A 20,971-nucleotide genomic window follows, 5' to 3' on the forward strand; every position below is an offset into this window, starting at 1 on the left:
GCTGCCGAACTGTGCCCCGCCTGGGCCGCCGGACTGGGCCCCGGGCGAGCCGCCCGGTAGTGCCCCGGCCGAGCCGCCGGGTGTTGCCGCGGTCGGCCAGTCGCCTCCGAGTGCCGCCGGGGTCGGCCACTCCTCCGCGGCGGACGCGCTTGCCGCGCCGCCCGGGACCGCGGCCACCGGCCACTCTTCCTCTTGCGCGGCGGCTTGCGGCGCGGCCACCGGCTGCGGGGCGCTCGACGGGCGGGCCTGCTGGGGCGCGGAGTACGACTGGCCGTTGCTCCCAGGTGCCGGACCGGAAGGCGGCGCGGGTGACGACGGGCCGGAGGGCTGGGGCGTCGGCTTCGGGGGCGCCGGGCGGTTGCCGCCGCCTCCTCCGCCGGGCGGGCCGCCGATTTCGCAGCGCACCTGCCAGCGGCCGCCCAGGAGCTCCTGGAGCGCCTTGAGCAGCACGTCCGGGGAGGCGTTGAGCATGTCGGCGTGCGTGGAGTACTTGAAGCCGAGCACCAGCGTGGTGCCCTCCACGCTCTGGACCGTCGCCTCGCGCACGATGGCGCCGGCCTTCTTGCTCTTGTCGTTCACCAGGGCCAGCAGGTCGGGCCAGACGCGGCGGATGGCATCGGCGTCCATGCCGCCTCCACCGCTCGCCGGCGGGGCGGACACGACCGGCTCGGGAGGCTGAGGCGCGGGTGCCTGGGCGGCCTCAGGCTGGGGTGCAGGGGCGACCGGCGCCGGGGGATCGGGATCGGGTGCGGGCTCGGACCAGGTGCCCGGCGGCGGCGCGGCGGCCGGCGGCCCCGGCGTGGCGCCGTTCGAACGCGCGTCCCTGATGTAGTCGAGGCCCCGGTTGCCGCCATCGCCCGCCGCCGGCGAGACCGGAGCGGCGGAAACGGGGCCCGGAGCCGCGGAAACGTGGGCCGGCGCGGCAGAAACGGGTGGTGCGGCGGAAACGGGTGGTGCGGCGGAAACGGGTGGTGCGGCGGAAACGGGTGGTGCGGCGGAAACGGGTGGTGCGGCGGAAACGGGTGGCGCGGTGGACACGGCGGGTGGAGCGGAAGCTGGGGCCGGGGCGGCCGCGGGCACGCCGCCGGCCTGGAGGCGGCGCTCCATGCGCTCCAGGCGCTGCAACAGCGCCGAGCTGGAATCGTCGGCGCCCGGCAGGAGCATGCGCGCGGTGACGAGCTCGAGCAGCAGCCGCGGGGCCGTGGTGCCGCGCATCTCGGTGAGGCCGTTGTGCACGATGTCCGCGTAGCGCGAGAGGGTCGCCTGGCCCAGCTGGGCGGCCTGGGCGCCCATCCGCTCGAGCTGGTCGTGCGGCGCGTCGAGCAGGCCCTTCTCGACGGCGTCGGGCACCTGCTGCAGGACGATCAGGTCGCGCAGGCGCTCGAGCAGGTCAGAGGCGAAGCGGCGCGGGTCGTGGCCGGCCTCGACCACGCGGTCGATGACCCCGTAGGCGCCGCGGCCGTCGTCGGCGGCGAGGGCCTCGCACATCTCGTCGATGAGGGCCACGTCGGTGACGCCGAGCAGGGCGACCGCGCGGCTGTAGGTGACGCCGTCCTCGCCCGCGCCGGCGATGAGCTGGTCGAGCACCGAGAGGGTGTCCCGGGCGGAGCCGGCCCCGGCGCGCACCACCAACGGGAAGACGGCGGGCTCGACCTTCACGCCCTCCATGGCGGTCATCTGCTCGATGTACGGCCGCAGGACCCCCGGGGGGATCAGCCGGAAGGGATAGTGGTGCGTCCGGGACTTGATCGTGCCGAGCACCTTCTCGGGCTCGGTGGTGGCGAAGACGAACTTGACGTAGTCGGGCGGCTCCTCGACCAGCTTGAGGAGCGCGTTGAAGCCGGCCGAGGACACCATGTGGGCCTCGTCGATGACGTACACCTTGAAGCGGCTCGAAACCGGGGCGAAGAATGCCCGCTCGCGCAGGTCGCGCGCGTCGTCGACGCCGCCGTGGCTGGCCGCGTCGATCTCGATGACGTCGATCGAGCCGGAGCCGTCGGGCGCTAGGTCTCGGCAGGACTGGCACTCGCCGCACGGCTCCGGGGTCGGCCCGCGCTCGCAGTTGAGCGAGCGGGCCAGGATGCGGGCGCTACTGGTCTTGCCGCAGCCGCGGGGGCCGGAGAAGAGGTACGCGTGGTTGAGCCGCCCCGAGCGCAGGGCCTGCGACAGAGGTTCGGTGACGTGTTCCTGGCCGATGATCTCGGCGAACGTGCGAGGCCGGTACTTGCGGTAGAGCGCGAGCGCCACCAGCGGTCCTCCGTTCGACTAGAGCCGGGACCACCGTACTCCCGACCACCGACAATTTCGGCGGGCGTCACCGGGCGGGCTCAGGATGCAAAGAGGCCACCCGTGCACCCGACAGAGCTCACTTATCCTTGCTGCCTTCCGGCCCTGGGGAGGTTCATGAGGTGCCGCCGCACGAGTGGCTTACGGACCACAATACCCGGTGCGCGAACCCCGCGAGCGATGGGTATCCTGGCGCACGGAGGATTCGCCTAGTGGCCTAGGGCGCACGCTTGGAAAGCGTGTTGGGATAAAACCCTCACGAGTTCGAATCTCGTATCCTCCGCCGTTCGACCAGGCAAAACGCCGGGCTGCCCACTGCGGGCGCCCGGCGTTCGGCTTTGCGGGTGCGAAGAGCGCCGCCGGAGCCGGGCCGCCGGGGGCGCACGGCGGGGTGTGGTGCGCGTCTCACACCGGCCTCCCGCTCACCCGATCGTGGTCCGAGATCCCGGAACGCCATCCACCGGTCAGGCAATCGTCACGTCGCCATCTGCGATATGGCAGGTTGACGCCTGTTCCGGGGTGACGGCGCATGGGACCATCTGAATACCGGCACGCTGTTGGAGGGGGCGGCGATGTTCTATCGGAGCTCGGACATCCTGATCACCAGCACGCACGTGGTTGTGATGTACCCCGAGGCCCAGCGGTTTCCGCTCGACGAGATGGAGGCGCCGTACATCGTGAGGCACGGTCGGGGGGCCGGCTTCCGTACGGGGCACGAGATCCGGGCACGCTTCGGATCGACCGACGTGCGCATCTTCTACACCACCGACCGCGCCACGTTCGGGGCCGTCCGAAGGGCTCTGATCCGCGCTCTGGAGTACCGCTCCGACCCGCTGCCGATCTGACGTCGACCCCCGGGGCGTCACCGTGCGTAATTTGCAACCGGCTTTTCGGCTATCTGCGATATAGCAGGTTGTGAGCTAGCGCGTAGGGATGCGGCCATGCAACCATCGAAGGAGAGCCACGAGGGGGTTAGTGGCGGAAGCGCACCAGCGCCCGGCGGCGAGCGGGCGCTGTTCTGGTTGCGGCCGCCACGTCCGGTTATGCGGAGAGGCGGCATCGACGTCCGATGCCATCCTCACCGCACGGCCGGCCCCTCGAGCAAGGCCGAGGGGAAAGGGATATGCGAATGTTCTACCAAAGCCCCGACCTGGTCGTGACCAGCGATCACTTCGTGATCCTGCGCCCGGCGCAAGTGCAGTACCGCCTGGACTTCCTCGAGGGCGTGTACGTGCTGCAGCACCCTCGCTCGGGCCGGTCCCGCCCGGCTCAGGAGATCCGCGCCCAGTACGGACCCCATGACGTCAGACTTTTCCACAGCACCGACCGCCAGACCTTCGGGCAGGTGCGGCGGGCCCTGATCCGGGCCCTGGAGTGGCGCGCTCGCTACGCGACGTCGGGTTGACCACTTTCGCCGGGTCGTTACCCTACTGTCCGGTAGGTAACGATCCGGCGAAACTGCCATATCCCCGAGTGCCGTATCGCAGTTAGGTTCTACACTGGGCGACGGCCTGACAGGGTCACCCGTGCGAGTGACATATTTCCCGACAAGGTGGGGTATGGCCGACTCGCAACTTTTCATGGCTTACCCACACGCCACGGCCCGGCGCGTAGGCTGAACTACGACCAGCGATATGGCAACTAGGCATACGTCCAACGAGGGACACGATGAGTTCGGGTGACGCGCCCGCGGCCGCTCGCCGGAAGGTTCGGCTGGCGATCAAGGATGCCCGCTCCCGCAAGGGAGACACCCAGTCTCAGGTCGCCGAGGCGATGGAGTGGTCCCTCTCGAAGGTGATGCGGATCGAGTCCGGCGAGGTCACCATCTCGGCGAACGACCTCCGCCCGCTGCTGTCCCACCTCGGCATCAGGGATCGCGAGATCGTTGAAGATCTGATCCAGGCGGCCAAGGCATCCAAGCGGCAGCGGAAGCAGTGGTGGGACGACCGGCGCTATCAGGACATGCTGACGCCGGCCATGCGTCAGATGATCAGCTACGAGGCCGAGGCCACGGTGATGCTGAGCTTCGCGCCGGCGGTCATCCCCGGATGGCTGCAGACCGAGGCCTATGCCCTCGCCGTGAACAGCGGCTTCGTGGGTGATCTGACCGATGCCGAGATTCGCACGCGCGCCGAGATCCGGACCGCGCGTCGCCACGCGCTGCGCGATCGCGATCCGCGCCCCAAGCTTTTTGCGTTGTTCGACGAGTCGGTACTCCTGCGCCAGTACGGCGGGGCCGAGGCACTTGGTGAGGCGCTGTCCGCGGTCAGTTCGGCGATCGCCGAAGGCTGGATCAGCGTGCGCATCCACCCGCTCTCGAGCCCTTATCCGCCGTTCGGCCAATTCGATTTGCTGTACCTGTCGAGCGAAGACAACAGCCACGCCGTGTTGTACCGAGAGAGCTACACCATCGACGAAATCGTCGACGATTCCGTCCGCATCGCGCGTCATCGCGAGGGCTGGGATCGGATGTGGGACGCCTCTATCGGGGAAGTCGAATCGGCCCGGAGGATTGCTGCCGCCGCGAAGGCCCCCGCCGCCGCGGATCTCTGGCCGGCCGATGAAGGATCTTCGGCCTGAAGCCGAAGAACCCGACCGGAGGCGATCTGCCTCCCTGTCAGAAACCCAGGTGAACCATGCACGAATCGGCCATGCCACGCGTCTTCCGCCGCAGCTCCTACTGCAGCAACACGACGTGCGTCGAGGTCGCCGCCGCGAACAGTGTGCTCGTTCGCGACGGTAAGAACCCCGGCGAGGCTGTGCTCTCCTTCGAGTCCGGCCCGTGGCGGGCATTCATGGCCGGCGTCAAGATCGGCCAATTCGACCGCGCCTAGTCGTCAGCGGTTCGCCGCGATTTCGTCAGACCGCAGGCCGGCGATGAAGGTCCGCCAGGCCGGGCGGTCGAATCTCAAACGGGCGGAGTCCCGATCCTTGCCGTCGCGAACGAGCACCACGTCAGCGCTGGATGCCACCTCAACGCACGTGTTCGCGCCGCAGAATCGGGACCTGCGCCAGTCGAGGGCGTTGCTGTTCTCGGCCATCGGGTCGACCTCCTGAAACCCCAGGACGTGAGCCCTCAGCATACGTAGCGCCTTGCAACACGACACGTGAGTATGCAAGGTTGGCCCATGAATGCATATTTCCGGCAAACCGGGCAACGGGCGTTGCCCGCGGGACTACGAGTCCCGCGGGCAGGCGCTGGAGTCCACCCCTCAGGGCAGGGAGTTCAGCCTCCGGTAAGCCTCGGCGTAACCGGTGCGGTCGAGGCGCTCCAGGCTCGCCGCGTTGGCGGCGAAGGCGCGCATCAGGCTGCGCCGTATACGCAAAACCGTAATCGCGTTGTTCGATGCGAATAGCGTGACCCCGGCGCCGGCGTAACTGGCGCGAAGCAGCCAGACGACCGGGGTGAAGATCCGGATCGCCCGGCCGGTCAGCGGCGGCACCGACAGCACCACCGCGGCGACCACGAATTGACCGGGGCCATCGGTGAGCGTCATCGCGGCCACGGCCCCCACCGTGACCAGGGCGCCCGCGGCAACGAGCGCCGCGCGACCGGAGCGGCCGCCGTGCTCGATGCGCAGATCTTCGAGGGCCTCCAGGTCGTACACCTGGGGCTCGGGTTTCCAGACCGCGAAGACATCGTCAGTGATGACGATGTCGTGACTCTGATAGAAGACGGTCGGCATCGGTTCCCCCCTTAGCCTCGTCAAACAGTATGAGTCGGCTGCGTCACAGATCGCCAGACCACAAGGTGCCATATCGCAACCTGCGAAACTCCTACTCGCCGTGCGACCGTCGTCACCGTGGGTGGGCCGTGTCGTCCTGAACGCCCCACCAGCGTGGCGAAGGCGGACGGATGCGCGCAAACGAATTCGGAAGAACCAATCCCTCGGTCGGTGGGTGCCGGTACCGTCCCGGGGTGATGCGGCGCGACAGGCCCTAAGCTGGATCGACGGTCACGCTGACAACAATGAAGGAGCGCTCTGTGCGGCCCGGTGGACAGCCCAACCTGCAGCAGATGATGAAGCAGGCCCAGAAGATGCAGCAGCAGATGGTCGCCGCCCAGGCGGAGCTGGCCGAGGCCGAGCTCACCGGCACGGCCGGCGGCGGGCTCGTCACGGCGACGGTCAAGGGGACCGGCGAGGTCGTCGCGGTGAAGATCGACCCGAAGGCGGTCGACCCGGACGACGTCGAGACGCTCGAGGACCTCGTCGTCGCGGCGGTGCACAACGCGGCTCAGGCCGCCAAGGAGCTGACCGAGCAGAAGATGGGCCCGCTCACCGCCGGCCTCGGGGGCCTGGGCGGCGGGCTCGGCCTGCCCGGCTTCTAAGGGCGACCGGCGTGTACGAAGGCGCCATCCAGGACCTGATCGACGAGCTTGGGCGCCTGCCCGGGGTCGGTCCGAAGAGCGCGCAGCGCATCGCGTTCCACGTGCTCGCGGCCGACCCCGTGGACGTCAAGCGGCTCGCCCAGGCGCTGCAGCGCGTCAAGGAGCTCGTGCGCTTCTGCACGCGCTGCTTCAACGTGGCCGAGGCCGAGCTCTGCCGGATCTGCCGCGACCCGCGCCGCAGCGATGACGTGTTCTGCGTCGTCGAGGAGCCCAAGGACGTCGTGGCGATCGAGCGCACGGGTGAGTTTCGCGGGCGGTACCACGTGCTCGGCGGCGCGATCAACCCGCTCGAGGGCGTCGGCCCCGACAACCTGCATATCCGGGAGCTGATGATCCGGCTGGCCGAGGGCACCTGCAAGGAGCTGATCCTCGCGACGGACCCCAACACCGAGGGCGAGGCCACCGCGACGTACCTCGCGCTGCTGGTCAAGCCGATGGGCCTCAACGTGACCCGGCTCGCCAGCGGCCTGCCCGTCGGCGGCGACCTGGAGTACGCGGACGAGATCACCCTCGGCCGGGCGTTCGAGGGGCGCCGGGCGGTCTAGCCCTCGGGACGGTTCAGGATTCCGGCGACGACCGCGTGGACGGCGGCCAGGTCGGCCGGGTCCTTCAGCGTGCCCCGGGCGCCGGTCACGGAGTACCACTCCTCGGCGTCCTTGTATTGAACCTTCACGACGAACGACCCGTCGGCGCCGGGCGCGGACTCCAGGGTCAGGTCCCCGGTCACGACCCCGACCTCGTCGGTCATGACGCCGCCGGGGCCGGCCGTGATGTCGGTCCGCAACGGCGCGGGGGGAGGAACCGGAACCGCAGTCGTGGTCGTCTCCGTCATCCGGTTCCTCCAGAAACGCATCAGCAGGTCGCCAGCATGTCCGCGAGCGCGGTCTTCTCGGCCTGGGTGACCGACAGCTTGTAGTACACCTTCACTGTTACCCAGTCCGTCGCGTACGTGCACCAGAACGCGTGGTTCGGCGGCTTCCACGTCGACGGGTCCTGGTCACCCTTGGACCGGTTGGACTGGAGGCTGACCGCGAACAGCTGCGGCCGGGTGAGGTCGTTGGCGAAGTCCTTGCGCTGGTCGTCGGTCCACTTCGCGGCGCCCGAGCGCCAGGCGGCCGCGAGCGGCACCATGTGGTCGATGTCGAGGTCCTGCGGGTCCGTGAGGTTCTTGTCGTCGTACGGGCTGTGCCACGAGCCGGCGGTGATCTTGCAGTCGGCGGTGGCCTTGACGCTCTTGCCGTCGCGCTTCAGTACGACGTCGCGCGTGTCGCAGCCGTTCCCCTGGCTGATCCAGTGCGTGAACTTCTCGCGGCTGTACCCGGACATCGAGCCGGCCGCGGCGACGGTCAGCCCGTTCAGCGACGCGGCCCCGCCGCCACCGCCGGAGCCCGCCGTCGGGCCGGAGGTGCCCTGGGCCGAGCCGGGGGTGGAGGAGACGTCGCAGCTGCCGGCGCCGGTGAGCACCGTTGCGAGCGCTAGAGCGATGAGAACGGCTTTGCCGTTGGTGGAGGGGCGCACGCCCTTACTGTGCGGCATCGATGCCCGCAACGCGCGCAGGACCCGCCCGTGACGATCACCACGGGCGGGTCCGATTGCCGACTAACCGCGGTTGGCCGCGCTCAGCACCGCGCGCAGGGATGCCGTGACGATGTTCGCGTCGATGCCGACGCCCCAGTAAGTCGTGCCGTCGACCGAGCACTCGACGTACGCCGCGGCCTGGGCCCCCTCGCCCGACGTCAGCGCGTGCTCGGCGTAGTCCAGCACCCGCACGTCGACGCCTACGTCGCCCAGCGCGTGGACGAACGCGTCGATGGGGCCGTTGCCTGTCGCGTGGACGCTGCGGGCCTCGCCGTCGACGGTGATCTCCGCGGCCAGCGTGACCTTGCCGTCGGCGGTGTTGGCCTCGTACGAGTTCAGCGTGAAGCGCCGGTCGGAGAAGTACTCGCCGGAGAAGATGTCCCACATCTGCTGCGGGCCGACCTCGCCGCCCTCGTCGTCGGTGTGCCGCTGCACGACGCCCGAGAACTCGATCTGCAGCCGGCGCGGGAGGTCCAGGTGGTGCTCGGACTTCATGACGTACGCGACGCCGCCCTTGCCCGACTGCGAGTTGACCCGGATGACGGCCTCGTAGGAGCGGCCCAGGTCCTTCGGGTCGACCGGCAGGTAGGGCACGCCCCACGTGAACTGGTCGACCTCGACCCCGGCCGCCAGCGCGTCGCGGTTGAGGGCGTCGAAGCCCTTCTTGATCGCGTCCTGGTGCGAGCCCGAGAACGCGGTGTAGACCAGGTCGCCCGCGTACGGGTGGCGCTCGTGCACCGGCAGCTGGTTGCAGTACTCGACCGTGCGCTTGATCTCGTCGATGTCGGAGAAGTCCACCTGCGGGTCGATGCCCTGCGAGAACAGGTTCAGCCCGAGGGTTACCAGGTCGACGTTGCCGGTGCGCTCGCCGTTGCCGAACAGGCACCCCTCGACCCGGTCGGCGCCGGCCAGCAGGCCCAGCTCCGTGGCCGCGACAGCGGTACCCCGGTCGTTGTGCGGGTGCAGCGACAGTACGACCGACTCCCGGCGCGGCAGGTTGCGCGACATCCACTCGATGGAGTCGGCGTAGACGTTGGGCGTCGCCATCTCCACCGTCGCCGGCAGGTTGACGATCAGCGGGCGGTCCGGGGTCGGCTGCAGTACCTCGATGACCGCGCTGCAGACCTCCAGCGCGTAGTCCAGCTCCGTGCCGGTGTACGACTCGGGCGAGTACTCGTAGAAGATCTCGGTGTCCGGGGTGATCGCCTCGGCGTACTTCTGGCACAGCCGCGCGCCCGAGGTGGCGATGTCGGTGATCCCGGCCTTGTCCAGCCCGAACACCACGCGCCGCTGCAGCGTCGACGTCGAGTTGTAGAAGTGCACGATCGCGCGGCGGGCGCCGACCAGCGACTGGAAGGTGCGCTCGATCAGGTTGTCCCGGCACTGGGTCAGGACCTGGATCGTGACGTCCTCGGGGATCAGGTCCTGCTCGATCAGGGTGCGCACGAAGTCGAAGTCGGTCTGGGAGGCGGCCGGGAACCCGACCTCGATCTCCTTGTACCCCATCCGGACCAGCAGGTTGAACATCCGCCGCTTGCGCTCGACCGACATCGGGTCGATCAGGGCCTGATTGCCGTCGCGCAGGTCGACCGCGCACCAGCGGGGCGCGACCGTGACCTCTTTGCCCGGCCATTGCCGGTCGGTCAGCGGGATCGTGAACTGTTCAGAGAACGGCTTGTACCGGTGAATGGGCATGCGGCTGGCGGTCTGGCGGGCGATCTCAGACATGTTCTTCATGCTCCTGGGTTGTCGCGCTCGATGCGCGGGAAAGGTCTGGGATGTCAGACCGGCAGGAGCGCGGACGCGCGCATCATCCCCGCGACGAGGTGCCGGCCTGTAGGGCCTCGTCGCGGCGACGAAGAAGAAGCGTCTGCCACATGTCGAAAGCCACCTTACGCCCCGAGCCCCCGTCGGCGAACCCGGTCCCGCTCAGTGAGAGGACGCGGAGGCGTTCGGCGGGGCCGGGGCCGGGGGCGCGGTGCCCAGCGGCGCGCCGGCCCCGACCGGGCCGGGCAGCGAGACCGTCGCCTGCGCGGCCACCACCTCGCCGGTCAGCATGAGCTGGCCGATCGGCAGCTTGGCCGCGGTCAGGATGCCGTTGTCGTTGTAGCAGAACGTGCCCGGGTCGATCGGGGGCGCGATCGCGGTGACACCCGGCTCGACCGCGAAGCACGGCGCCGAGGTGCCCGCCAGCGGCTCGGCCGTGGCCACCGACAGGGGGATCTGGCGGTCCAGCAGCACGTCGAGCCAGCTCACGAAGACGTACTGCACCCGCGGATCGATCGCCGCGGGCAGCTTCTTGCCGGCCGCCGCGACCCGGACACAGCCGCCGCCGGACGGGTTGATCGGGCACTGGAACTGCCCGTCCGGCCGGCCCACGATCGCCACGTCCGCGGTGCCGCCGAGCGCGCCGCCCTGGATGTCGACCCGCCAGGTCCGGTCGGAGGCGATCGACACCAGGATCGAGCGGGGTGCCCGGCCCTGGGCGGTGAGGGTGTACGCGGCGACGTACCGCTGGTCCTTGGCCACCGCCACCCGCGCCGCGAGCAGCCCGCGCGGGTCCGGCTGGGCCGGCACCGGGATGCCGGCCGGAGTGGTCGGCGACTCCGGCGACGGGCTCCCGGAGGAGCCGCACCCGGACAGCAGCAGGCCGGTGAGCACGGCCAGCGCCGTGCCCGTGGTCACAGTGATCGCACAATGGCCGATCCGACGCTCCCGCACCCGCGTATTCTCGCCCGGCGGGCGGGCCGGATCGTGGAACGCCACTCCCGGGGGGTTTGCAACCCCGGTAGGCTCGGCTGCGTTGGATTCACCCGGAAGGAGCTCGGCGGCGTGGCGCTGATCGTGCAGAAGTATGGCGGTTCCTCTGTCGCCAACGCCGAGCGCATCAAGCGTGTCGCCGAGCGCATCGTCGACACGCGCAAGGCCGGCCACGAGGTCGTCGTGGTGGTCTCCGCCATGGGCGACACGACCGACGAGCTGCTCGACCTCGCGTCGCAGGTGAGCCCGGTCCCGGCCGGCCGCGAGCTCGACATGCTGCTGACCGCGGGCGAGCGCATCTCCATGTCGCTGCTCGCGATGGCGATCAACAACCTCGGGTTCGAGGCCCGCTCCTACACCGGCAGCCAGGCCGGCGTCATCACGACGTCGACGCACGGCCGGGCCCGCATCATCGACGTGACCCCGGGCCGCCTGCGCAGCGCGCTCGACGAGGGCGCGATCGCGATCGTGGCCGGCTTCCAGGGCGTCTCGCAGGACACCAAGGACATCACCACCCTCGGCCGGGGCGGCTCCGACACCACCGCGGTGGCGCTGGCCGCCGCGCTGCAGTCGGACGTCTGCGAGATCTACACCGACGTCGACGGCATCTTCACGGCCGACCCGCGGGTCGCCAAGAACGCCCGGCACATCAAGCAGATCACCTACGAGGAGATGCTCGAGCTGGCCGCGTGCGGCGCCAAGGTGCTGCACCTGCGCAGCGTGGAGTACGCGCGGCGGTTCTCGCTGCCGATCCACGTGCGCTCTTCGTACTCAACCGCCAACGGCACCATGGTCACCGGATCGATGGAGGACCTTTCCGTGGAGCAAGCGCTCATCACCGGCGTCGCGCACGACCGCAGCGAGGCGAAGATCACCATCGTCGGCGTGCCCGACCAGCCCGGTGTCGCCGCGCGGATCTTCCAGACGGTCGCGGCCGCGGAGACCAACATCGACATGATCGTGCAGAACGTGTCGACCGAGAGCACCGGCCGCACCGACATCTCCTTCACGCTGCCGAAGACCGACGGCCCCGCCGCCAAGGCGGCCCTGGAGCGGATCAAGTCCACGGTGGACTACCGGACGATCCTCTTCGACGACCACGTCGGAAAGGTCTCGCTCATCGGCGCCGGCATGCGCTCCAACCCGGGCGTGGCGGCCACGCTGTTCGCGGCCCTCGCCGAGGCCGGCGTGAACATCGAGATGATCTCCACCTCGGAGATCCGGGTCTCGGTCGTGTGCCGCGACACCGACCTCGATGTCGCCGTCCGGGCGATCCACGACGCTTTCGAGCTGGGTGGAGACGAGGAAGCCGTGGTGTACGGCGGGACCGGAAGGTAGGTTCGTCCATCATGGGCGGTCTACCGAGCCTGGCCGTAGTCGGAGCCACCGGGGCCGTCGGCTCCGTGATGTGCGAGCTGCTTTCGTCCCGCAAGAACGTGTGGGGCGAGATCCGCCTCGTGGCGTCCAAGCGCTCGGCGGGCCGCAAGCTCACCGTGCGGGGCGAGGAACTGCTCGTCCACGAGCTGGCGCCCGACGTCTTCGACGGGATCGACGTCGCCATGTTCGACGTGCCCGACGAGGTCTCCGCCGAGTGGGCCCCGATCGCGGTCGCGCGCGGCGCCATCGCGGTGGACAACTCCGCCGCCTTCCGCATGGACCCCGACGTGCCGCTCGTGGTGCCCGAGATCAACCCGGAGCAGGTGCGCAACCGCCCCAAGGGCATCATCGCCAACGCGAACTGCACCACGCTGACGATGATCGTGGCGCTCTCGCCGCTGCACCGCGAGTACGGCCTCAAGGAGCTCGTCCTCGCCTCCTACCAGGCCGTCTCCGGCGCCGGCCAGGACGGCGTCGACACCCTGCTCGACCAGCTCGAACGCGTCGGCGGCGACCGCACGCTGGGCTCGCGCTCGGGCAACGTGCGCCGCGCCGTCGGCGACGACCTCGGCCCGTTCCCGGCGCCGCTGGCCCTCAACGTCGTACCGTGGGCGGGCTCCCTCCGCGAGGCCGGCTGGTCCTCGGAGGAGCTCAAGCTCCGCAACGAGTCCCGCAAGATCCTCGGACTGCCCGACCTCAAGGTCTCGGCCACGTGCGTCCGCGTTCCCGTCGTCACCGGCCACTCGGTCGCCGTGCACGCGGTCTTCGGCACCGAGGTCGACGCCGACGGCGCCCGCGAGGTGCTGAGGCACGCGCCGGGCGTGATCCTGGTCGACGACCCGGCCGCGGGCGAGTTCCCGATGCCGATCGACGCCGTCGGTACCGATCCCTCGTGGGTCGGCCGCATCCGGCGCTCGGTCGACGACCCGCGCGCGCTGGACTTCTTCGTGACGGGGGACAACCTGCGCAAGGGGGCGGCCCTGAACACCGCGCAGATCGCGGAGCTGCTGTCCGCCGAACTCACCGCCTGATCCGGCGCCACCGGGTTTCGCGAAAAGTCGGGCGCTTCGCGCCGCGACTTTTCGGACTTATCATCATTTTTCCGGGCGTGGCTCGCGGGCCTGGCGGGCGCCGGTCGCGGAGCCCGATGGGCCGCAGTTCATGCGATGGCTGGGCGCGGGTCGTGGCGCGCTGGTTGCTGTCCGAGGGGCGGGCCGCTTCATGCAGGTGTGGAGCGCGAGGGGCGCGGCGTGAGCGCGAACGTGCGGGGGTGCGGCGTGCGAGGGCGCGGCGCGCGGTGTGCGAGCGCGAAGGGTGCGAGCGCGAAGGGTGCGAGGGGCGCGGTGTGCGGGGCGCGGCGCGCGGGGTGCGAGCGCGAAGGGCGCGGCGCGGGGTGCGAGGGGCGCGGTGTGCGGGGCGCGGCGCGCGGGGTGCGAGCGCGAAGGGCGCGGCGCGGGGTGCGAGCGTGAGGGCGCGGCGTGCGGGGTGCGAGCGCGAAGGGCGCGGCGCGTCGGCGTGCCGGCGCGAGACCGTGGAGTGCTGAGTGGGGGCGCCGACCGCGCGGGGCTGGATCGATCTGACGGCTGCCGGGGCGTTGTCGGGACACGCAAAGCGCGAACCGCCGAGGAGCCATCCAAAAAATGTGAAGTAGCCCGCAATTGACAGAGGCACTCAAGTGGTAGTTACTGTCAAAATATGAATGCTGTTACCGCGAGCCCCCGCCGGTGGTGGGCGCTCATCGCGATCGTGCTCTGCGTGCTCACCGTCGGCTTCGACACCACGATCCTCAACGTCGCGCTGCCCACGCTCGCGACCGCGCTCGATGCCGGCTCCGACGACCTGCAGTGGATCGTCAACGCGTATGTCCTGGTCTTTGCCGGGCTGCTGCTCCCCATGGGGGCGCTCGGCGACCGGTACGGCCGCAAGCGACTCCTGGCCATCGGCCTGCTGCTCTTCGCCGCTGCGTCGCTCGTCGCCGTGTTCGCCACCGACGCGGCGCAGGTCATCGCGGCGCGGGCGCTGATGGGCGTTGGTGGTGCGATTCTGACCCCGCTGACCATGGCCGTGCTGCCGGTCCTGTTCGACGAGCGGGAGCGCGGCAAGGCGATCTCCCTGCTCACGATGGGCATGGGCCTCGGCCTGCCGCTCGGGCCGATCATGGGCGGCTACCTGCTCGAGCACTTCTGGTGGGGCTCGATCTTCGTGATCAACGTGCCGGTCGCGCTCATCGCCCTGGTGGCGGTGTTGTTCCTGGTTCCGGAGTCGCGCTCGGCCACGCCGAAGCGCGTCGACCTGCCCGGTGCCGGATTGTCCACGCTGGGGCTGATTTTCCTGGTGTACGGCGTGATCGAGGCGCCCACCCAGGGCTGGACGGCCCCGAAGGTCCTGGGCGTCCTGGTCGCGGGCGCGGTCCTCCTGGCGACGTTCGTCCTGGTGGAGCGCCGCGCCGCGAGCCCGATGATCGACCTGAGGCTCTTCCGGAAGCCACGTTTTGCCTGGGGTACCGCCGCCGGAACGCTGGCGTCGTTCGCGCTCTTCGGCGTGCTGTTCATCCTGCCGCAGTACCTGCAGGCGGTTCGCGGCAACGACGCGCTCGGCGTGGGCCTGCGCCTGCTCCCGCTGATCGCCGGCCTGTTCGTGGGCGCCCCGCTGGGCGAGCGCATCGCCCGGCTGACCGCGACGAGGCTTCCGGTGGCGCTCGGCCTGCTGATCGGCGGGGTCGGGCTGGCCCTGGGCGCGCGGACCGAGGTCGGCTCCGGGTACGGGTCGGTCGCGACCTGGCTGGCGATCGCCGGCGCCGGCATCGGGCTGGCCCTGACGCCGGCCATGGACGCGGTCCTGGGCTCCCTGCCGCGCGACGAGGCGGGCTCCGGCACCGCGATCACGATGACCTTCCGCCAGGTGGCCGGCGCCCTGGGCGTGGCCCTGCTGGGCAGCCTGACCACCGCCGTGTACCGCGACCGCCTCGACCAGGCCCCCGAGGCGGCGAAGCGCTCGATCGCCGCGGCCGTCAGCCTGGGCGATCCGGCGCTGGCCGCGGCCGCCCGAACGGCGTTCGTGGACGCGATGTCGGCGGTCATGCTGATCTGCGCGGCCATCGCCGTCGTGGGCTCGATCCTGGTGGCGGTGTTCCTGCCCAATGCCCAAACGCGCCGGGGTACGGAAGAATCGTCGGATGAGCTCACCAGGGTTGCGTGAACGCAAGAAGCAGAAGACCCGCTGGGCGATTCAGGAGCACGCCGTGCGCCTGTTCGTCCAGCAGGGTTACGACGCGACCACGATCGAGCAGATCGCCGAGGCCGCCGAGATCTCCCCGAGCACGTTCTTCCGGTACTTCAAGACCAAGGAAGACGTGGTGATCCAGGACCGCTACGACGAGCTGATGGCGGAGAAGATCCGGCAGGCCCCGGCCGAACTGGCCCCGCTCGAGGTGATCCGCCGCGCGTTTGTGGACGGCTTCCAGGCCATCACCGAGGACGAGATGGACCAGGCCCTGCAGCGCGCGAAGCTCCAGCTGAGCGTGCCCGCGCTGCGCATGCGCGCCCTGGACAACCTGCAGGACTCGATCCGCTACCTGGCCGTGCCGTTGGCCGAGCGGCTGGGCCGCCCGGCCGACGACTTCAGATGTCAGGCCTTCGTCGGGGCCTGCGTGGGCGCAATGATCAACGCCCTGCTGGCCTGGGCGAACGACGGCGGCGACGGCAAGGCCGCCCTGCAGCTGATCGACCAGGCCCTGGACGTGGTGGCCAAGGGCCCCTGAACGCTTTTACGCCACGACGTCATCGGCATCGGTGATCGTGTAGGCGTAACCCTGCTCCGCCAGGAACCGCTGCCGGTGCGCCGCATACTCCGTGTCGATGGTGTCGCGGGCCACCACCGTGTAGAAATGCGCCTGCCGGCCGTCGGACTTGGGGCGGAGCACCCGCCCGAGCCGCTGCGCCTCCTCCTGCCGGGACCCGAAGGTCCCGGACACCTGAACGGCCACGGCCGCCTCCGGCAGGTCGATCGAGAAGTTGCCGACCTTGGAGATCACGAGCGTCCGCAGTGACCCGCTCCGGAACTCGTCGAACAGCTTCTCCCGCTCCCGGTTGGTGGTCGAGCCCTGGATGATCGGCGCGGCCAGGAACTCCCCGAGCTGTTGCAGCTGGTCGATATAACCCCCGATGACCAGCACCTGGTCGTCCTTGTGCCGGTCGATCAGCGCCCGGACCACCGGCAGCTTCGTCTTGGCCGTGGCCGCCACCCGATACCGCTCCTCGGGCTCCGCCACCGCATACGCCATCCGCTCCTCGTCGGTGAGCGTCACCCGCACCTCGACGCACTCGGCCGGCGCGATCCAGCCCTGCGACTCGATGTCCTTCCACGGCGCGTCGTAGCGCTTCGGCCCGATCAGCGAGAACACGTCGCCCTCGCGCCCGTCTTCCCGCACGAGGGTCGCGGTCAGCCCGAGCCGCCGCCGGGCCTGCAGGTCGGCGGTGAACCGGAAGATCGGGGCCGGCAGCAGGTGCACCTCGTCGTAGACGACCAGGCCCCAGTCGCGGGCGTTGAACAGGTCGAGGTGGGCGAACGTGCCGCTGCGGCGGGTCGTCAGCACCTGGTAGGTCGCGATGGTGACCGGCCGGATCTCCTTGCGCTCGCCGGAGTATTCGCCGATCTCCTCATCGGTCAGGCTCGTGCGCGCGATCAGCTCGCGCTTCCACTGCCGGCCCGCGACCGTGTTGGTGACCAGGATGAGCGTCGTCGCCTTGGCCTCCGCCATCGCCGCCGCGCCGACCAGGGTCTTGCCGGCCCCGCAGGGCAGCACCACGACGCCGGAGCCGCCGGCCCAGAAGGACTCGACCGCCTCGCGCTGGTAGGAGCGCAGGACCCAGCCGTTCTCGGCCAGGTCGATGTTGTGGGCCTCGCCGTCGACGTAACCGGCCATATCCTCGGCCGGCCAGCCCAGCTTCAGCAGTGCCTGCTTGAGCCGCCCGCGCTCGGACGCGTGGACGATCATGGTGTCGGGGTCGAGCTGGGCGCCGAGCATCCCGGCCAGCTTCTTGCTCTTGGCCACCTCGATCAGCACCGCCCGGTCGGACGCGTGCAGGACCAGGCCGTGGACCGGGTCGTTGAGCAGCCGCAGCCGCCCGTAGCGGTCCATCGTCTCGGCGATGTCCACCAGTAGTGCGTGGGGCACCGGATAGCGCGAGTAGCGCAGCAGGGAGTCGACCACGCCCTCGGCGTCGTGGCCCGCGGCGCGCGCATTCCACAGCCCGAGCGGGGTCAGGCGATAGGTGTGCACATGCTCCGGCGACCGCTCGAGCTCGGCGAACGGAGCGATCGCCATGCGGCACGCCTGGGCATCGGGGTGGTCGACCTCGAGCAGGAGCGTCTTGTCGGACTGGACGATCAGGGGACCTTCAGGCACCGGACCAGTGTTGCATGGAGGTGTGACATTTCTCGGATAGTGGGAACGATCCATACCCATGCAACCGCGGACCCCGTGGGATGCGTTCCAAGAATTGACGGTCTCGGCCGGACGCGCTCGGGGGGATCAGTTCGGGGGCGAGCGCGTCCCGCCGATTCCGCCCCGCCCCGACATCCGGATTTTCACCGGATCCGCAAGCGGGCCGGACCGGCCTACCATCGATACATGCGTCCGAGGGTGACCTTGACGTTCGGGGGAATCGCCGCCCTCGCGGTGGCGGTCGGCTGGTTTTTGCTCTCGCACCAGGTCGCGCACACCGACGTGGAGACCGCGGTGAGCGAGTCGCTCGGTGCCATCCTCGTCGTCATGCTCGTGGCTTCGGTCATCGGCTCGATCCGCCGCAGCGACGGGAAACGGAAATGAGCGAACTCGACCACGCGCGGCCGCAGACCCTCTCACCCCTGGCCAAGCTCGGCGTCACCGTGGTCGTCATCGCGGCCCTGAGCTGGTTCTTCGTCTCCTGGCTGGTGCTCGGCAGCCCGCTGACCGACGCCATCGGCGAGACGGCCGGCAGCCTGGCGGTGGTGCTGCTGATCGTCTCCGTGATCGGCACGGCCCGGGCCGACGACGGGGCTTAGGGGCTGTGTCGAAGTGGATGGCCGGGCTGCGGCGGACTCAGACGCCGCCGGGAACCGTAGCGGTCACACCCCGATACAACCCCGGTATCGGGGCGCGCCCGGCGCGGCCCCAGCCGACGCCTGAGCCTCGCCTCGCTCCGACCCCCACTTCGACACAGCCCCTAAGCCTCGGCCTCCGGCACGGCGCCGGTGATCCGGTGCAGCGCGAACGTGTGCAGCATCTCCGTGCGCTCGTCCTCCGCCCGCAGGTAGCCCGAGCCCATCGACACCGGCCGGACCAGCCGCGACGCCGTGGCCCCGTGCGCGTCGACGTAGCCCACCCAGACCCGCGTCTTGTCCCGCAGCGCCTGCTGGAGCACCTCGAGCGCCTCGGTGTGCGAGGCCCCGGAGCCCCCGTTGGTCCGCACGGTCACCGGCGCCCGCCGCGCGACCCGGGCCGCCGCGTCGCCGCGCCGGATCTGCTCGATGACCCCGGCCAGCCGCGGCGGGGAGAGCCGGACCGCCGAGGTCGGGTCCTCCACGCCACGCGAGGCCCAGGTCGGCCGCGGCGCCCCCCGGCGCGCCTTCGGCCGGCTCAGCACCGCGGCGCCGGTCGAGTCCTCCTGCACCGGCGGGTAGCCGGCCTCGCGCAGCGCCTCCAGCAGTCGGGCCGGCGTGTGGCGGCAGGCCAGCACCGTCGGGGCCAGGCGGCGCAGGCCGAGGGTCTGCAGGCGCCGGTCGGCGAGCACCTCGGCGACCAGCGACTCGTCGTCGCTGCGCACGTAGGAGTTGGCCGAGCCGATGCGCATGCCACCGTGCCGGCGGGCGACGTCGTCGATGAGGTACGTCAGCGTCTGTGGCACCGGCGTGCGCGAGCGCCGGGCCAGCAGCGCGTGCAGGTCGGCCGCGGAGTAGCCGGCGTCGAGGCTCCGGCGGACCGTGTCGGCGGTGATGCGGTACACGCTGGCGGACTCCTGCTGCCCGAGCAGCTCCAGCTCCCCGGCGAGGGTCGGCTCGGGCGGGCCCGGGACGATAGCGGACAGGTCGGCCTGCAGCAGGAGGTGGTCGACCGGCTCCGGCAGCAGCGTGTGCAGCAGCGCGGCCGAGCCGGACAGCGCGTAGCCCTCGGGCGAGCCGATGCCGAGCGGGTCCTCCGGGTCGGGGGCCTCCGCGGCGAGCTCGGCCAGCAGCAGGCGCCCGTAGCCGGTCAGGCCGCCGAACCCGGTCAGCCCGACGAACGCGGCCTCGGCCAGGCTCGCCTCGATCGCGGCCGACGCGCCCCGGCTGATCCGCCGCGGCGTGCGCCAGGCGAGGGTCTCCACCACTCCCGCCGGGGTCGCGGTGCGGCCCGGGGCCAGGTCGGCGAGCACCTGCAGCGCGGAGCGGCGCTGGGCCGGCGCGCCGGGGCGCGACAGCTCGGGCGCGAGCGCGTTGAGCGGGCGGTCGCGGTCGTCGCGCTGGCCGACGAGGGCGGGCGCGCGGGTCATGGTCAGCCAGGCCACCGCGAGCCGGTGCCAGCGGGCGGCGATGCCGAAGGCGCGCCAGGCGTCGTACGCCACCGTGGGCAGGAAGACGCTCTCCACCCGCTTGTTGTCGACGATCTCCTCGCCGACCAGCCCCGCGGCGGTGACGATCTCCACCAGCAGCGCGGCCTGCTGCTCGTCCACGCCGGTGTTCTTGGCGAAACGGCGCAGCTCGCGGATGCCGAGGCCGCCTGAGCGCAGTACCGACGGCGGCTCCTGACCCATCGCCTCGATCAGCGTCTCGGCGTTGCGGACCAGCTCCAGCACCTGCCCGGCCCCGGCCCGGTCCAGCTGGGCGGGCTCGCGCTGCGGGGTCTCCGTCGGCGGTGGGTCGGGGTGCAGCGGCCCGAGCGGCCCGGCGTCGCGGCGCAGCAGCAGCGCGACCTCGACCGGCAGCTCCACCGCGTCGCGGCCGACGATGACGAGCAGGTGCCGGTCGACCAGCCAGCGCACCGGCGAGTCGGAGCCGGGCTGCAGGCCGGCCGCGGCGACGGTGCCGACCGGCGGGCCGGCGGCGAGGCGGTCGAGCACGGCGCGGGCCGCGGGGGAGGCGGCCAGGAGCGTGCGGCGCAGCCCGGCGGCGTCGGCGACCAGCGCACCCGCCACCGGGTCGAGCTCCTCGGCGGGGCGGCCCAGCCCGGCCGGGTAGGGCGAGCAGACCTCGTCGACGGCGTTCACGATCCGCAGCGCCGGGTCGGGGCCGAAGACCACCGCGCAGGCCCGCAGCCGGTCGATCGCCGCGCGCACGCGGGCCGCCTCCACGCCGGACTGCGCGGTGAGCGCCAGCACCGATTCGGCCGACGAGCCGTGGCCGACGCGGGTGTACCGCAACGCGTCGAGGATCTCCAGCGTGAACTGGTCCAGCGCGTCGAGCGCGCGGGCCACCGCCACCCGCGACTGCGCCCGGTGCGCCAGCGCCGAGAAGTCCGGCGGCGGCGGGATGACCAGGTCAGGGCGCAGCCGGATGAGCGCCGTCAGCTCGTCGTCGGGCAGGGCGCGCAGGTGGTCGGCCAGCGTAGTCGTCGTCATCTCG

21 protein-coding genes, 1 tRNA gene and 1 other RNA gene are annotated in these 20,971 nt (G+C 71.0%); 13 read left to right on the forward strand and 10 right to left on the reverse strand.

Annotated features, from left to right (window positions below; genetic code table 11):
* The coding region (locus AB0B76_RS16285; RefSeq protein ID WP_360375299.1) for a DNA polymerase III subunit gamma and tau at positions 1–2,247 on the reverse strand (2,247 nt) is incomplete at its 3' end.
* A gap of 89 nt (positions 2,248–2,336) precedes the next feature.
* Positions 2,337–2,430: signal recognition particle sRNA small type (gene ffs, locus AB0B76_RS16290), an RNA gene on the reverse strand.
* A gap of 54 nt (positions 2,431–2,484) precedes the next feature.
* Here ffs and AB0B76_RS16295 point away from each other — a divergent pair.
* From AB0B76_RS16295 to AB0B76_RS16315, 5 genes are all read left to right on the forward strand, one after another.
* Positions 2,485–2,569: transfer RNA gene (locus AB0B76_RS16295), tRNA-Ser, on the forward strand.
* Positions 2,570–2,858: 289 nt separating this feature from the next.
* Positions 2,859–3,131: a hypothetical protein gene (locus AB0B76_RS16300; protein WP_360375301.1), complete on the forward strand. Its 273-nt coding sequence runs from the start codon at positions 2,859–2,861 to the stop codon at positions 3,129–3,131.
* Positions 3,132–3,415: 284 nt separating this feature from the next.
* On the forward strand, positions 3,416–3,691 hold the full coding sequence (locus tag AB0B76_RS16305; RefSeq protein ID WP_360375303.1) for a hypothetical protein: 276 nt from the start codon (positions 3,416–3,418) through the stop codon (positions 3,689–3,691).
* A gap of 263 nt (positions 3,692–3,954) precedes the next feature.
* Positions 3,955–4,866: a helix-turn-helix transcriptional regulator gene (locus AB0B76_RS16310; RefSeq protein WP_360375305.1), complete on the forward strand. Its 912-nt coding sequence runs from the start codon at positions 3,955–3,957 to the stop codon at positions 4,864–4,866.
* Positions 4,867–4,937: 71 nt separating this feature from the next.
* Entirely contained in the window at positions 4,938–5,120 is a 183-nt protein-coding gene (locus AB0B76_RS16315; protein WP_360375307.1) for a DUF397 domain-containing protein, read from the forward strand.
* Positions 5,121–5,123: 3 nt separating this feature from the next.
* On the opposite strand, the gene AB0B76_RS16320 is transcribed toward AB0B76_RS16315, so the two are convergent.
* Together AB0B76_RS16320 and AB0B76_RS16325 are read right to left on the reverse strand one after the other, a co-directional pair.
* Positions 5,124–5,327, reverse strand: a complete 204-nt coding sequence (locus tag AB0B76_RS16320; protein WP_360375309.1) for a DUF397 domain-containing protein — start codon at positions 5,325–5,327, stop codon at positions 5,124–5,126.
* Positions 5,328–5,498: 171 nt separating this feature from the next.
* Entirely contained in the window at positions 5,499–5,972 is a 474-nt protein-coding gene (locus tag AB0B76_RS16325; protein ID WP_360375311.1) for a DUF6232 family protein, read from the reverse strand.
* A 284-nt stretch (positions 5,973–6,256) separates the two neighbouring features.
* Between AB0B76_RS16325 and AB0B76_RS16330 the strand changes: the two genes are divergently transcribed.
* The gene (locus tag AB0B76_RS16330; RefSeq protein ID WP_360375313.1) at positions 6,257–6,616 is read left to right on the forward strand and encodes a YbaB/EbfC family nucleoid-associated protein; all 360 of its coding nucleotides are present in this window, start codon (positions 6,257–6,259) and stop codon (positions 6,614–6,616) included.
* 11 nt (positions 6,617–6,627) lie between these two features.
* Positions 6,628–7,221, forward strand: coding sequence for a recombination mediator RecR (gene recR / locus AB0B76_RS16335; protein ID WP_360375315.1), 594 nt, complete (start codon positions 6,628–6,630; stop codon positions 7,219–7,221).
* Here the strand turns inward: recR and AB0B76_RS16340 are convergent.
* The 4 genes from AB0B76_RS16340 to AB0B76_RS16355 form a co-directional block, all read right to left on the reverse strand.
* On the reverse strand, positions 7,218–7,508 hold the full coding sequence (locus tag AB0B76_RS16340; protein WP_360375317.1) for a hypothetical protein: 291 nt from the start codon (positions 7,506–7,508) through the stop codon (positions 7,218–7,220). The two genes, recR and AB0B76_RS16340, sit on opposite strands and share 4 nt — an antisense overlap.
* A 20-nt stretch (positions 7,509–7,528) precedes the next feature.
* Positions 7,529–8,194 (reverse strand): HNH endonuclease family protein, encoded by a 666-nt coding sequence (locus AB0B76_RS16345; protein WP_360375319.1) that lies wholly within the window; start codon positions 8,192–8,194, stop codon positions 7,529–7,531.
* Positions 8,195–8,275: 81 nt separating this feature from the next.
* The gene (leuA, locus tag AB0B76_RS16350) at positions 8,276–9,982 is read right to left on the reverse strand and encodes a 2-isopropylmalate synthase (protein ID WP_360375321.1); all 1,707 of its coding nucleotides are present in this window, start codon (positions 9,980–9,982) and stop codon (positions 8,276–8,278) included.
* A gap of 201 nt (positions 9,983–10,183) precedes the next feature.
* Positions 10,184–10,939, reverse strand: coding sequence for a hypothetical protein (locus tag AB0B76_RS16355; RefSeq protein ID WP_360375322.1), 756 nt, complete (start codon positions 10,937–10,939; stop codon positions 10,184–10,186).
* Positions 10,940–11,086: 147 nt separating this feature from the next.
* Between AB0B76_RS16355 and AB0B76_RS16360 the strand changes: the two genes are divergently transcribed.
* The 4 genes from AB0B76_RS16360 to AB0B76_RS16375 all read left to right on the forward strand — a co-directional run bounded on the left by AB0B76_RS16360 (position 11,087) and on the right by AB0B76_RS16375 (position 16,151).
* A complete protein-coding gene (locus AB0B76_RS16360; protein WP_360375324.1) occupies positions 11,087–12,352 on the forward strand; it encodes an aspartate kinase in 1,266 nt (421 codons plus the stop codon).
* 11 nt (positions 12,353–12,363) lie between these two features.
* The gene (locus tag AB0B76_RS16365) at positions 12,364–13,422 is read left to right on the forward strand and encodes an aspartate-semialdehyde dehydrogenase (RefSeq protein WP_360375326.1); all 1,059 of its coding nucleotides are present in this window, start codon (positions 12,364–12,366) and stop codon (positions 13,420–13,422) included.
* A gap of 664 nt (positions 13,423–14,086) precedes the next feature.
* On the forward strand, positions 14,087–15,589 hold the full coding sequence (locus AB0B76_RS16370; protein WP_360375328.1) for an MFS transporter: 1,503 nt from the start codon (positions 14,087–14,089) through the stop codon (positions 15,587–15,589).
* Positions 15,567–16,151: a TetR family transcriptional regulator gene (locus AB0B76_RS16375; protein ID WP_360375330.1), complete on the forward strand. Its 585-nt coding sequence runs from the start codon at positions 15,567–15,569 to the stop codon at positions 16,149–16,151. Before AB0B76_RS16370 ends, AB0B76_RS16375 begins: the two co-directional genes overlap by 23 nt.
* Positions 16,152–16,157: 6 nt before the next feature.
* Here the strand turns inward: AB0B76_RS16375 and AB0B76_RS16380 are convergent, their stop codons facing one another.
* Positions 16,158–17,798, reverse strand: a complete 1,641-nt coding sequence (locus tag AB0B76_RS16380) for a DNA repair helicase XPB (protein ID WP_360375332.1) — start codon at positions 17,796–17,798, stop codon at positions 16,158–16,160.
* A gap of 225 nt (positions 17,799–18,023) precedes the next feature.
* On the opposite strand from AB0B76_RS16380, the gene AB0B76_RS16385 reads away from it, so the two are divergent.
* Together AB0B76_RS16385 and AB0B76_RS16390 are read left to right on the forward strand one after the other, a co-directional pair.
* Positions 18,024–18,221, forward strand: a complete 198-nt coding sequence (locus AB0B76_RS16385; protein ID WP_360375334.1) for a hypothetical protein — start codon at positions 18,024–18,026, stop codon at positions 18,219–18,221.
* Complete coding sequence (locus tag AB0B76_RS16390) at positions 18,218–18,436, forward strand: hypothetical protein (RefSeq protein ID WP_360375336.1); 219 nt, start codon at positions 18,218–18,220, stop codon at positions 18,434–18,436. Before AB0B76_RS16385 ends, AB0B76_RS16390 begins: the two co-directional genes overlap by 4 nt.
* Positions 18,437–18,597: 161 nt before the next feature.
* On the opposite strand, the gene AB0B76_RS16395 is transcribed toward AB0B76_RS16390, so the two are convergent.
* Entirely contained in the window at positions 18,598–20,967 is a 2,370-nt protein-coding gene (locus tag AB0B76_RS16395) for a helicase-associated domain-containing protein (protein WP_360375338.1), read from the reverse strand.
* Positions 20,968–20,971 lie beyond the last annotated feature (4 nt).

This window comes from Dactylosporangium sp. NPDC049140 (assembly GCF_040648435.1).

Coding starts and splice junctions, on each gene's coding strand:
- AB0B76_RS16300 (WP_360375301.1), top strand. CDS start 2,859: ATGTTCTATCGGAGCTCGGACATCCTGATCACCAGCACGCACGTGGTT.
- AB0B76_RS16305 (WP_360375303.1), top strand. CDS start 3,416: ATGTTCTACCAAAGCCCCGACCTGGTCGTGACCAGCGATCACTTCGTG.
- AB0B76_RS16310 (WP_360375305.1), top strand. CDS start 3,955: ATGAGTTCGGGTGACGCGCCCGCGGCCGCTCGCCGGAAGGTTCGGCTG.
- AB0B76_RS16315 (WP_360375307.1), top strand. CDS start 4,938: ATGCCACGCGTCTTCCGCCGCAGCTCCTACTGCAGCAACACGACGTGC.
- AB0B76_RS16320 (WP_360375309.1), bottom strand. CDS start 5,327: ATGGCCGAGAACAGCAACGCCCTCGACTGGCGCAGGTCCCGATTCTGC.
- AB0B76_RS16325 (WP_360375311.1), bottom strand. CDS start 5,972: ATGCCGACCGTCTTCTATCAGAGTCACGACATCGTCATCACTGACGAT.
- AB0B76_RS16330 (WP_360375313.1), top strand. CDS start 6,257: ATGAAGGAGCGCTCTGTGCGGCCCGGTGGACAGCCCAACCTGCAGCAG.
- AB0B76_RS16340 (WP_360375317.1), bottom strand. CDS start 7,508: ATGACGGAGACGACCACGACTGCGGTTCCGGTTCCTCCCCCCGCGCCG.
- leuA (WP_360375321.1), bottom strand. CDS start 9,982: ATGTCTGAGATCGCCCGCCAGACCGCCAGCCGCATGCCCATTCACCGG.
- AB0B76_RS16365 (WP_360375326.1), top strand. CDS start 12,364: ATGGGCGGTCTACCGAGCCTGGCCGTAGTCGGAGCCACCGGGGCCGTC.
- AB0B76_RS16370 (WP_360375328.1), top strand. CDS start 14,087: ATGAATGCTGTTACCGCGAGCCCCCGCCGGTGGTGGGCGCTCATCGCG.
- AB0B76_RS16375 (WP_360375330.1), top strand. CDS start 15,567: ATGAGCTCACCAGGGTTGCGTGAACGCAAGAAGCAGAAGACCCGCTGG.
- AB0B76_RS16385 (WP_360375334.1), top strand. CDS start 18,024: ATGCGTCCGAGGGTGACCTTGACGTTCGGGGGAATCGCCGCCCTCGCG.
- AB0B76_RS16390 (WP_360375336.1), top strand. CDS start 18,218: ATGAGCGAACTCGACCACGCGCGGCCGCAGACCCTCTCACCCCTGGCC.
- AB0B76_RS16395 (WP_360375338.1), bottom strand. CDS start 20,967: ATGACGACGACTACGCTGGCCGACCACCTGCGCGCCCTGCCCGACGAC.